Source organism: Curvibacter microcysteis (assembly GCF_028649455.1).
GTDB classification, from domain to species: domain Bacteria; phylum Pseudomonadota; class Gammaproteobacteria; order Burkholderiales; family Burkholderiaceae_C; genus Curvibacter; species Curvibacter microcysteis.
In genome coordinates this window covers 122,214-133,842 of the sequence record NZ_JAQSIO010000002.1, presented here as the reverse complement: position 1 = coordinate 133,842, position 11,629 = coordinate 122,214, and the positions used below count along the sequence as shown (strand labels likewise).

Below are 11,629 nucleotides of genomic sequence, written 5' to 3'. Positions count from 1 at the left end.
CGCCGCAATCACTAGGTTAACCAAAGAGCCGGGTGACGTCGTTGAAGAACGCGATGGACATCATGGCCATCAGCACGGCAATCCCGCCGCGCTGCAAGCGCTCCATCCACGCGTCAGACACGGCTTTGCCGGTCACCGCCTCCCAAAGATAATACATCAGGTGCCCCCCATCCAATACGGGCAGCGGCAGCAGGTTCAGCACGCCCAGGCTCACACTGATGAGGGCCAAAAACACCAGGTACTGCGACAGCCCCAGGCTGGCCGATTTGCCCGCGTAATCTGCGATCGTCAGGGGCCCACTGATGTTGCGCAGAGAGGCTTCACCGATCACCATGCGCCCCATCATGCGCAGGGTCAAAGCAGACACCTCCCAGGTCTTGACGACGCCATTCCACAAGCCCTCAACGGGCCCCCGGTAGACCGTGATCATGGGCGGGGGTCCTCCCACAAAGGCACCGATGCGCGGCACAGCGGGGTTGTTGCTATCGCTTTGCAACTGTGGAAGCACCTCGAGATTCAGCATGACGCCGGCGCGCTCGACCCGCCACGCCAAGGCCTGCGACTGGCCCGCCACCACGGAAGCCCGAATCAACTCGCGCAACTGCTGACCATCGATGATCGTGACTTCGCCGACCTGGTGGACCAAGTCACCCTTGCGCAAACCCGCCTTCTCTGCCGGGCTGCCGAGCAAGATGTCGCCCATTTCCGGACGCGTCCAGGGGCCCATCAGGCCAATGCGGCGGAACAACTGAGCATCGGCCTCTTTGACCGACAGGCGCGACAGGGGCAGCACGATGTCTTGTGAGCCGCCATGCTCGCTGCGCGCTGCCTCCAGGGTCACGTCGCGGCCATTGAGGGCTGCTTGCGTCAACAGCCAGCGCAAATCCTCGAAAGAGGTGACAGGCTCCAGATCGTCGCCCACCATGGCGGCCTGGCGAATCGTCTCACCGCCACGCAGTCCGGCTTCCGCAGCCAAAGAGCCGGCCACAGGCGCCGCCAAAATGGGCTTGGGTTCGTCCACGCCATACCAGTTCACGGCTGAGTAGAGCAGCACGGCCAAGAGCAAATTGGCGAGGGGCCCGGCCGCCACAATGGCCGCCCGCTTGGGCAAGGTTTGGGTATTGAAGGCCAGGTGGCGCTCGGCTGCCGGGACCGGCGCCTCGCGCTCATCCAGCATGCGCACATACCCCCCCAAGGGGAAGGCACTGAGCACAAACTCGGTGCCACCGGCTCGCGGCTGCCAGCGCAGCAAGACCTTGCCAAAGCCCACCGAAAAACGCAGCACTTTGACGCCGCAGGCCACAGCCACTCGGTAGTGACCATACTCGTGCACTGCAATCAAAATGCCCAGCGCCAGCACAAACGCCACCAGGGTCGTCACCATGAATTTCCTCCGGCCCTCAGGCCTGAATGCTTTGCACGAACTGCACCGCCGAGCGACGGGCCTGCTCATCCAAGGCCAGCAAGTCTGCCAGGGTCGTGGGCGACTGCGGTAACACGGCCGACAAGGTCGCCACATTGGTGTGGTGAATCTGGTCGAATCGAATGCGTCGGTTCAGGAAGGCGTCGACCGCCACCTCGTTGGCCGCATTGAGCACCGCCGCCGTGCCAGAGGGGCCTTCAAGCGCGTCCCAAGCCAGCTGCAGGCCTGGGAAGAGCTGGGCGTCTGGTTGGCTGAAGGTCATGGCCGGCAAGGCCGTGAAGTCCATGTGCTCGGCCCCGCTGTCGATGCGCTCAGGCCAGGCCAGGCCATAGGCGATGGGCGCGCGCATGTCGGGCACGCCCAATTGCGCCACCACGGCGGTGTCGTGGTACTGGACCATCGAGTGAACAATGCTTTGGGGGTGGATCACCACCTCGATGCGTCGCGGCGCCAAGCCGAACAGGTATCGCGCTTCAATGACCTCCAGGGCCTTGTTCATCATGGTGGCCGAGTCCACCGAGATCTTGCGCCCCATCACCCAATTGGGGTGGGCACAGGCCTGCTCAGGCGTCACGTCACGCAGGGTGGCGGGGTCGCGGGTGCGGAAAGGCCCACCTGAGGCCGTGAGGATGATCTTGCGCACCCGACGCTCCCAGGTGCTGGGGTCTTCGGGCAGGGACTGGAAAATGGCCGAGTGCTCGCTGTCGATGGGCAGCAACACCGCCCCACCCTCGCGCACCGCCTGCAGGAACACCTCGCCGCCCACCACCAGGGCCTCTTTGTTGGCCAGCATCAGGCGCTTGCCGCTGCGCGCAGCGGCCAAGCAGGCGCCCAGGCCGGCGGCGCCCACGATGGCCGCCATCACCGAATCCACCTCAGGGTGGGCCGCCACCAACTCGAGCGCAGCCGCGCCCCAGTGCACTTCGATGGGCCACCCATGGGCTTGGATTTTCTCGGCCAAAGCGCGGCCATGGGCCTCGCTCGCCATGACCACATGGCGCGGCTTGAAGAGCGCGCACTGGGCCAGCATTTTGTCCACCTGGGTGGAGGCCGTCAGAGCAAAAATCTCATAGCGCTCAGGATGGCGAGCCACCACGTCCAGCGTGCTTTGACCAATGGAGCCGGTCGAACCCAGCACCGTGATGCGTTGTTTTGTCATGTCATCCCACCAAAGAACTGAGCATCAAGGCCAGGGGCAAGGTCGGAAGCAAAGCGTCGATGCGGTCCAACACGCCGCCATGCCCAGGCAGCAGCCCGCTGCTGTCCTTGACCCCCACACTGCGTTTGATCAGGGACTCCACCAAGTCCCCCACCACGCTCATGGCCCCCATGAAGACCACAGACAGGGTCAAAAACGCCCCGCCATGCGCGGCCAAGCGCGAATAAAAACTGGGCACTGCAGCGCCCCAGGCGGCATCCGCTGCGACCCAGCACCAAGCCAGCACCACCACACCGATCAAGCCACCCCACACCCCCTCCCAGCTTTTGCCTGGGCTGATGGCCGGCGCCAGCTTGCGCCGCGTGAAGCGCAGCCCAAAGGCTCGCCCGGCAAAGTAGGCAAAGACATCGGCGACCCAGACCAGCACCAGGATCGACAGCAAGAAATTGATGCCCGTGACTCGCGCTTGGGCCACCGCCAGCCAGGCCACCATCAGGGCCAGCAATCCACCCAGCAGACGCAAGGCTGCGGGCACTCGGGGCCAACCCGGTACACCGGCTTTGAGCAAGGCCGCGGCCCCCAACACCCAGGCGGCGCCTGCAAGCACCCACACCGCGGTCAGCGGGCGGCTCAAGCAACCCGCCCACCAGGCCAGGGCACAGGCCATCAAACAAACGCCCCCCAAGGCCCAAGAGGCGGCTTGGTTCAGCCCATTCATGCGCCCCCACTCCCAACCGCCGGCGGCGATGAAGATCAGCAGCAGCGCACAAAAGGGCTCAGGCTCGGGGTAAAAAAGCGCGGGCAACAAAATGGCCAGCAGGACCAGGGCGGTGATGACGCGCTGCTTGAGCATGGGGTAGCCCTTTTAAACAGAGTGGGACGAGGAATTCGTCGACGGGCCTGCCGCGTCCTGCGTCAGCTGGGCCGAGGTCTTGCCAAAGCGGCGCTCGCGCGACGCAAAGACGGCCATGGCCTCGTCCAAAGCCACCTCGTCAAAGTCGGGCCACAGGCGGTCGCTGAAGAACAACTCCGAGTAAGCACACTGCCAGAGCAAGAAGTTGCTGATGCGCTGCTCGCCGCCCGTGCGGATGAGCAAATCCGGGTCGGGCACATGGGCCAGCGCCGTGGCACGGTCCAGACTTTGTTCGGTGATGGGCTCGCCTCGGGCCGCCAAGGCCGCCGCAGCCTGGGCAATGTCCCACCGCCCACCGTAGTTGAAACAGACGTTGAGTATCAAACGGCTGTTGTGGGCGGTGGTGGCCTCGGCCTGCGCCAGCCCGGCACACACTTTCTCAGAAAGGCCTCGTCGCTCACCCACAAAGTGCAGTCTCACGCCGTCGGCCAACAACTGTGGCACCTCACGGCCCAGCGCCATGGCCAGTAGCTCCATCAGGCCCGACACCTCGTCCACGGGACGATTCCAGTTCTCGGACGAAAAAGCAAAAACCGTCAACACCTTGACGCCGCGGGCCGCGCAGGCCTTGACGCAACGCCGCAGCGAATCGACCCCTTGCTTGTGCCCGGCCACACGCGGCAGAAACCGGCGGGTGGCCCAGCGGCCATTGCCATCCATGACGACGGCGATGTGGTGGGGCACGGCCCCCGGTGTTTTGGACTGGGTCATGAGGGGAGTGTTACAGCAGCAGGCACCAAGGCCCCAAAAAACGAACGGGGCGGCCCTGAAAAAGGGCGGCCCCAGCAAAAACAATCAGGCCCAAAACAGGCCAGGCAAGCGGCCCAAGGCTCAGACCGCCATGATGTCCTGCTCTTTGCCAGCGACCAGCTTGTCGATCTCGATGATGTGCTTGTCAGTGACTTTTTGCGTGTCGGCTTCGGCACGCTTTTGGTCGTCTTCCGAAGCCAGCTTGTCCTTGACCAGCTTCTTCACCGATTCGTTGGCATCGCGGCGCAGGTTGCGGATGGCGATCTTGGCGCCTTCGCCTTCGGTGCGCACGACCTTGGTCAGCTCCTTGCGGCGCTCTTCGCTCATGGGCGGCATCGGCACGCGGATCAACTCACCCATGCTCGATGGGTTCAGACCCAGATCGCTGTCACGGATGGCTTTTTCGATCTTCGGACCCATGCCCTTTTCCCAGGGCTGCACGCTGATGGTGCGCGAGTCGATCAAAGACACGTTGGCCACTTGGCTGATAGGCACCGGCGAGCCGTAGTAATCGACTTGCACCGCATCCAGCAGGGCCGGGTTGGCGCGACCGGTGCGGATCTTGGTCAGGTTGTTCTTGAAGGCCGCGATGGACTGGTCCATCTTGGCTTCGGTGGTTTTCTTGATGTCGGCAATGCTCATGTCAATCTCCTGGAGCCAGCCCCGGCTCACGCCGGGGCTTCTTGGGATGCGGGGCCAGGCAGGCCTCAGGCGTAAACCAGCGTGCCTTCGTCTTCACCCATCACCACACGCTTGAGCGCGCCGTGCTTGAAGATCGAGAACACCTTCACCGGCAGCTTCTGGTCGCGGCACAGGGCGAACGCGGTGGCGTCCATGATGCCCAGGTTCTGCGACATCGCGTCGTCAAAGGTGAGCTTGGTGTAACGCGTGGCGTTGGGGTCTTTCTTGGGGTCGGCGGTGTAGACACCGTCCACCTTGGTGGCCTTGAGCACCAGCTCGGCACCGATCTCAGCACCGCGCAGCGCAGCGGCCGTGTCGGTGGTGAAGAACGGGTTGCCCGTGCCAGCGGCAAAGATCACAACCTTGCCCTCTTCGAGGTACTGCAGCGCCTTGGGACGCACATAGGGCTCGACCACCTGCTCGATGGCGATGGCCGACATCACGCGGGCCACCAAGCCCGCCTTGTCCATGGTGTCAGCCAGGGCCAAAGCATTCATCACGGTGGCCAACATGCCCATGTAGTCGGCGGTGGCACGGTCCATGCCGACCGAGCCGCCAGCCACACCTCGGAAGATGTTGCCGCCGCCGATCACCACGGCCACTTGCACGCCCAGGCGCGTCACTTCAGCCACTTCTTCAACCATGCGCACGATGGTGGCGCGGTTGATCCCGAAAGCATCGTCGCCCATCAGGGCCTCGCCTGACAGCTTGAGCAAAATGCGCTTGTGGGCTGGTTGGGCGGTGGTCATGTAGAGGCTCTCCTGATGCTGATGGAAATGAAGTGGCGTGTTTTGAATGGCAGAAACGGAATCAGGCTGCAGCCTTGGCAGCGGCGACTTGAGCAGCCACTTCAGCGGCGAAGTCGTCAACCTTCTTCTCGATGCCTTCACCCACGATGTACAGGGTGAAGCCCTTCACGTTGGTGCCAGCGGCCTTGAGCATTTGCTCAACGGTTTGCTTGTCGTTCTTCACGAAGGCCTGGTTGAACAGGGACACTTCCTTCAGGAACTTTTGCACGCCGCCTTCGATGCGCTTGGCAACGATTTCAGCCGATTGAACCGGCTTGCCAGCCGCCACTGCTTGGGCTGCGTCTTCAGCAGCCTTGCCAGCCGCCACTGCGCGCTCTTTTTCGATCAGCTCGGCCGGCACGTCAGCGCTGGTCAGGGCCACAGGCTTCATGGCGGCCACGTGCATGGCGACGTCCTTGGCAGCAGCTTCGTCACCTTCGAACTCAACCAGCACGCCAATGCGGGTGCCGTGCAGGTAGGAGGCCAGCTTAGCGCCGCCTTCGAAACGCTTGAAGCGACGGAAGGACATGTTTTCGCCGATCTTGCCGATCAGGCCCTTGCGCACGTCTTCCAGGGTCGGGCCGTAGGTGTCTTGCTCGTAGGCCAGAGCGCCCAGGGCTTCGATGTCAGCGGGGTTGTGCTTGGCCACCAGTTCGGCAGCAGCCTTGGCCAGGGCCAGGAAGCTGTCGTTCTTGGTCACGAAGTCGGTTTCGCAGTTCACTTCGATCAGGGCGCCGGTGGAGCCGTCGATGAAGCTGGCGACCACGCCTTCAGCGGTCACGCGCGAAGCGGCCTTGCCAGCCTTGGTGCCGAGCTTGACGCGCAGCAGCTCTTCAGCCTTGCCCAGATCGCCTTCGGCTTCGGTCAGGGCCTTCTTGCACTCCATCATGGGGGCGTCGGTCTTGGCGCGCAGTTCAGCGACCATGCTTGCGGTAATAGCAGCCATTTTTATTTCTCCGTATTCAATTCAATGCAAAACGTTGGTGATGAGGCTAAAAAAAAGGGGGCCACAAAGCCCCACTTTTTTCGCGATCAGTCAGAGGTCGCGCAGGGGCAAACTCAGGCAGCCGATTCTTCGACTTCCACGAATTCGTCGCCACCTTCAGCAGCCACAGCCTTGACCACGTCGTTCACGGCGTTGGCACGGCCTTCGATGATGGCGTCAGCGATGCCACGGGCGTACAGCGCCACGGCCTTGGCCGAGTCGTCGTTACCGGGGATCACGTAGTCAATGCCTTCAGGCGAGTGGTTGGAGTCAACCACGCCGATCAGCGGAATGCCCAGCTTCTTGGCTTCAGCGATGGCGATCTTGTGGAAGCCCACGTCGATCACGAAGATGGCGTCCGGCAGAGCCGACACGTCTTGAATGCCGCCGATGTCTTTTTCGAGCTTGTCGATTTCACGGCTGAAGGTCAGTTGTTCCTTCTTGGACAGACCACCCAGACCCGCTTCTTGCTGAGCCTTCAGATCCTTCAGACGCTTGATGGAGGTCTTCACGGTCTTGAAGTTGGTCAGCGTGCCGCCCAGCCAACGCTGGTTCACGAAAGGCACGCCAGCGCGTTCTGCTTCAGCAGCGACGATGTCGCGGGCTTGGCGCTTGGTACCGACAAACAGGATGGTGCCGCGGTTGGCAGCCAATTGCTTGACGAACTTGGTGGCTTCCTGGAACAGCGGCAGCGACTTTTCCAGGTTGATGATGTGAATCTTGTTGCGATGGCCGAAGATATACGGGGCCATCTTGGGGTTCCAGAAGCGGGTTTGGTGACCGAAGTGGACACCGGCTTCCAGCATTTCGCGCATGGTAACGGACATGAAAATTCTCCGAAGGTTGGGTCTAAAATCCAGCCCGTCTTTGCCGCAAAGGGCTTCCTAATGGAAAACCCTCTTGATTGCGGCAACACCTTGATGGGACTGGTTTGCGATTTGTCTTGCCGGGACACCAGCAAAAACCCCAAAATTATAACACGGTCACTTACAGTCTCTGACCAACTGGGCCTCGACGCCCTTTTGACGGCCTGACTGCGTCGCTCCAGCGACCGCTCCAGAAAGAAGAATTGACGGCTCCGCCGCCTAAGCGCCAAGCGGATGCCGACTGTTAAACGCGCATGAACATTGCCCTCATCGGCGCCGGCATCGTCGGCGTCACGACTGCCTACGAATTGGCTGCCGACGGCCACCAAGTCACCGTATTCGAGCGCTGCGGCGCCGTGGCCGAAGAAGCCAGCTTTGCCAGCGGCGGCCTCATATCTCCCACCTGCCTCACCCCCTGGGCCGACACCCACACCGCCAGCCGTGTGCTGCGCCAGTGGTGGAGCCCCCTCAACCCCCAACACCTGGGCCCGCACATCGGTCCACGCCAAGTGAGCTGGATGTGGCGCTGGTGGCGCGCCGGCCGCCCAGAGTCGCAAACCCTGAACCGCGATCGCTTGCTGCAACTGGCGCTCTACAGCCGCCAGCGCCTGCAACATCTGCGGACCGATCTCGCTCTGGACTACGAGCACAGCACGGGCTGCCTGGTGATGCTGCGCGATGCCCAGGACCTGGCCCGCGTCCAAGCCACCCAATCCTGGTGGCGCGAGGTCGGACTGCCCTTCCACGAACTCAGCCCCGAGCAAACCCGACGCCTGGAACCCGGACTGAATCCCGACACCACTTTTGCTGGCGCCCTGCTGCTGCCCGAAGACGAGGCCGGCAATTGCCGCCAGTTCGCCATGCTGTTGCGCAACGAAGCCCTGCGCCTGGGCGTGAAGTTCGAGTTCCAAACGTCGGTGCTGGGATTGGAGGCCGGCCAGCGACCCACACTGCAAACCCGCAGCGCCAGCAGCCAGCCCCAACAGCGCTCCTTTGACGCATGCGTGGTGTGCGCAGGCTCCGCCTCCGCCGATCTGCTGCGCCCGCTGGGGCTCAAGATCCCCCTGCTGGGTGTGCACGGCTACTCCGTCAGCGCCCAAGTGCGCGAGCCGCTCAACACCCCACGCAGCGCCGTGTGGGATGCACAACGGCAGGTCAGCATCACCCGACTGGGCCAACGGGTGCGGGTGGCGGGCGGCTTTGAACTGGGCCACAACGCCCAGGACAAGCGCAGTGCCCCGTTGCGCGAGCTCTACCAGGTTCTGCAGGACTGGTTCCCTGGCGCCGCCACCCTGTCCAGCGGTGTCCAAGAGTGGAAGGGAAGTCAAGCCATGTTGCCCGATGGCCCTCCCTTGATCGGCGCCAGCGGTCTGCCGGGGGTCTGGCTCAACCTGGGCCATGGCGCCAGCGGCTGGGCGCTGAGCTGCGGCAGTGCTCGGGCGCTGGCAGACACCATGAGCGGGCGCTCCGCAGCCATTGACCTCAGCGGCCACGCGATGGAGCGCTACGCCTGACGCGCCAGCCGCGCAGAAGACTGAACTCAAGCCTAGCCAACTGCGCCAACGCAAGACAGACCTGGTGTGCTTCGGCTATCGTTCGTGCCCAGCGACCCAGTGGCGGGACGCCTCCCGACAGAAGGCCCTCCCATGCAACGCATCCGACCCGACCAAGCGCACGCCCTGCACAGCGTGGCCAGCACCCGAGCCCTGGAGCGGCGCTGGCTCGCAGCCCTGCCCCCGCACACCTTGATGCAGCGCGCAGGACTGGCCGCCGCGCGGCTGGCCCAAGCCATCGCTCCGCACGCGGCGCAAATTTGGGTGGCCTGCGGCGCCGGCAACAATGGCGGTGATGGCCTGGAGGCTGCCGCGCAACTCAAGGGCCTGGGCTACCCGGTCAGTGCCAGCTGGCTGGGCCAACCCAAGCAGGCCAGCACCGACACTTTGAACAGCCTGCATCGAGCCCTGGCCGCTGGGGTGCCCCTGCTGGCCCAGCCCCCGACCTTGCAGGCGGGCGACTTGGCCATCGACGCCTTGCTCGGCATTGGACTCCAGCCCAGCCCTGCCAGAGACCCCGCACACGACAGCGATCCGCGCCTGAGCGCATGGATCCAACACCTCAACGACAGCCCTGCCACCGTGCTGGCCCTGGACCTGCCCTCAGGCCTGAGCGCCGACCAAGGCGTGCCCGTGCTCGCCTCGGGCCAGGTCCGCGCGCAGCACACACTGAGCCTGCTGAGCCTCAAGCCCGGCCTGTTCACCGCCCAGGGACGCGACCTGTGCGGTCAGGTCTGGCTGGATGGCCTGGACCTGCCCGCGCACGAGCAGCCAGCCGACGCCTGGCTGAGCAGCCCACCCCAAGCGCCCAGGCGCACGCACAGCAGCCACAAAGGCAGTTTTGGCGATGTCTTGGTCTTGGGTGGAGAAAGCTTGAGCCGACGAGGCCTGGGCATGACGGGCGCGGCCTTGCTGGCCGCCCGTGCGGCGCTGCACGCCGGCGCAGGGCGCGTCTTGGTCGCCCTGCTGGACGAAGCCGATCACGCGCTGACCCTGGACCCCCTGCAGCCTGAACTGATGCTGCGCCGGCCAGAGGCCATGACCCTGACGCAAGCCACCGTGGTGTGTGGCTGTGGTGGCGGCGAGGCTGTGCGCGCCTGGTTGCCCCGAGTGCTGAGTGAGGCTCCGCAACTGGTGCTGGATGCCGACGCACTGAACCACATCGCAGCGGAAGCCGATCTGCAAGCGCAGCTGCAAGCCCGCGCCAGTCGCCACCTCCCCACCGTTCTGACACCCCACCCCCTGGAAGCAGCCCGCCTGTTGGGCCAGGACACCACCACCGTGCAAAGCGACCGGCAGCACGCAGCCCAGACGCTGGCGCAGCGCTTTGGCGTGGTGGTGGTGCTCAAGGGTTCAGGCACGGTGGTGGCCGCCCCCGGGCAGACACCCCGCATCAACCCCACGGGCAATGCCCGACTGGCCAGCGGCGGCACTGGCGACGTGCTGGCAGGCTTGCTGGGCGCGCTTTGGGCGGCCCAGCCAGACGCGCACACCACGCTGGCCGGGTTTCTAGCAGCCTGCTCGGCCGTGTACTTGCACGGCCAGGTGGCCGATCACTGGGAAGGCACCCACAGCCTGACGGCGAGCCGCCTGGCCGCCGCCCTGAGGCCCATCAACACCGGGTTCTGATCACCCAAAGCAACACGGGCAACGCCTTTGACGACGTCGCCCGTCTCGCCGCCCCAAAGGGCCGTCTTCAGCCGCGGCCGGCGAAGGGCATCTTGGTGGCCATCACCGTGTGGAACATCACATTAGCCTCCAGAGGCAGGCTGGCCATGTACAGCACCGACTGGCCCACGATGTTGACGTCCATCAGCGGCTCAATGGCGATTTCGCCATTGGCCTGGGGCACCCCCTTGGCCATGCGCGCTGCCATGTCGGTGGCGGCATTGCCAATGTCAATCTGGCCCACCGCAATGTTGTACTTGCGGCCATCCAGTGAAGCTGTCTTGGTCAAGCCCATGACACCGTGCTTGGTCGCCGTGTAGGCCACCGAATTGGGACGCGGCGTGTGGGCCGAAATCGAGCCGTTGTTGATGATGCGCCCCCCCATGGGGTCTTGCGCCTTCATGACCCGGAAGGCCTCACGCACACACAAGAACATGCCCGTCAGGTTGATGTCCACCACGTTGCGCCACTGCTCAAGCGAGAGGTCTTCAAGCAGCGCCCCTTGCGCACTGACGCCTGCGTTGTTGAACAACAGATCCACCCGACCAAACACCTCAACAGTTCGCGCAAACAACTGCGCCACCGAGGCCTCATCCGCCACGTCGGCGGGCACCGCCAGCACCCGCTCCCCCGAGCCCGACTCAGCGGCCACGGCTTGCAGGGGCTCGCTGCGGCGTCCTGCCAAGACCACCCGGTAGCCGGCCTTCAGCAGGGTCAAGGCCGTGGCCTTGCCCACGCCCGAGCCGGCGCCGGTGACGATGGCCACCGGGGCGCATGCAGAAGCTGTATCCATTGAATCTGTCTCCTTGATATGTTGTGACAAAACCGATCGAGCACAAGCCC

General features: G+C 64.2%; 11 protein-coding genes. 2 read left to right on the top strand and 9 right to left on the bottom strand.

The window, feature by feature from the left end:
* Positions 1-16: 16 nt before the first annotated feature.
* The 8 genes from rseP to rpsB all read right to left on the bottom strand — a co-directional run bounded on the left by rseP (position 17) and on the right by rpsB (position 7,526).
* Complete coding sequence (gene rseP, locus PSQ39_RS05750) at positions 17-1,384, bottom strand: RIP metalloprotease RseP (RefSeq protein WP_273925761.1); 1,368 nt, start codon at positions 1,382-1,384, stop codon at positions 17-19.
* 16 nt (positions 1,385-1,400) lie between these two features.
* Positions 1,401-2,582: a 1-deoxy-D-xylulose-5-phosphate reductoisomerase gene (locus PSQ39_RS05745; protein ID WP_273925760.1), complete on the bottom strand. Its 1,182-nt coding sequence runs from the start codon at positions 2,580-2,582 to the stop codon at positions 1,401-1,403.
* Position 2,583: 1 nt separating this feature from the next.
* On the bottom strand, positions 2,584-3,435 hold the full coding sequence (locus PSQ39_RS05740) for a phosphatidate cytidylyltransferase (protein WP_273925759.1): 852 nt from the start codon (positions 3,433-3,435) through the stop codon (positions 2,584-2,586).
* 12 nt (positions 3,436-3,447) lie between these two features.
* Positions 3,448-4,206: a polyprenyl diphosphate synthase gene (uppS, locus tag PSQ39_RS05735; protein ID WP_273925758.1), complete on the bottom strand. Its 759-nt coding sequence runs from the start codon at positions 4,204-4,206 to the stop codon at positions 3,448-3,450.
* A gap of 120 nt (positions 4,207-4,326) precedes the next feature.
* Complete coding sequence (frr, locus tag PSQ39_RS05730; protein WP_273925757.1) at positions 4,327-4,887, bottom strand: ribosome recycling factor; 561 nt, start codon at positions 4,885-4,887, stop codon at positions 4,327-4,329.
* A 65-nt stretch (positions 4,888-4,952) separates the two neighbouring features.
* Entirely contained in the window at positions 4,953-5,675 is a 723-nt protein-coding gene (pyrH, locus tag PSQ39_RS05725) for a UMP kinase (protein WP_273925756.1), read from the bottom strand.
* A gap of 61 nt (positions 5,676-5,736) precedes the next feature.
* On the bottom strand, positions 5,737-6,660 hold the full coding sequence (tsf, locus tag PSQ39_RS05720; protein ID WP_273925755.1) for a translation elongation factor Ts: 924 nt from the start codon (positions 6,658-6,660) through the stop codon (positions 5,737-5,739).
* 113 nt (positions 6,661-6,773) lie between these two features.
* Positions 6,774-7,526, bottom strand: coding sequence for a 30S ribosomal protein S2 (gene rpsB / locus PSQ39_RS05715; protein WP_273925754.1), 753 nt, complete (start codon positions 7,524-7,526; stop codon positions 6,774-6,776).
* 293 nt (positions 7,527-7,819) lie between these two features.
* Here rpsB and PSQ39_RS05710 point away from each other — a divergent pair, with 293 nt between their 5' ends.
* Together PSQ39_RS05710 and PSQ39_RS05705 are read left to right on the top strand one after the other, a co-directional pair.
* Complete coding sequence (locus PSQ39_RS05710) at positions 7,820-9,079, top strand: FAD-dependent oxidoreductase (protein WP_273925753.1); 1,260 nt, start codon at positions 7,820-7,822, stop codon at positions 9,077-9,079.
* Positions 9,080-9,211: 132 nt separating this feature from the next.
* Positions 9,212-10,747 carry an NAD(P)H-hydrate dehydratase gene (locus PSQ39_RS05705; protein WP_273925752.1) on the top strand — a complete coding sequence of 512 codons (1,536 nt, stop codon included), beginning with the start codon at positions 9,212-9,214 and terminating at the stop codon, positions 10,745-10,747.
* Between the two features lie 67 nt (positions 10,748-10,814).
* On the opposite strand, the gene PSQ39_RS05700 is transcribed toward PSQ39_RS05705, so the two are convergent.
* The gene (locus tag PSQ39_RS05700; protein ID WP_273925751.1) at positions 10,815-11,579 is read right to left on the bottom strand and encodes an SDR family oxidoreductase; all 765 of its coding nucleotides are present in this window, start codon (positions 11,577-11,579) and stop codon (positions 10,815-10,817) included.
* Positions 11,580-11,629 lie beyond the last annotated feature (50 nt).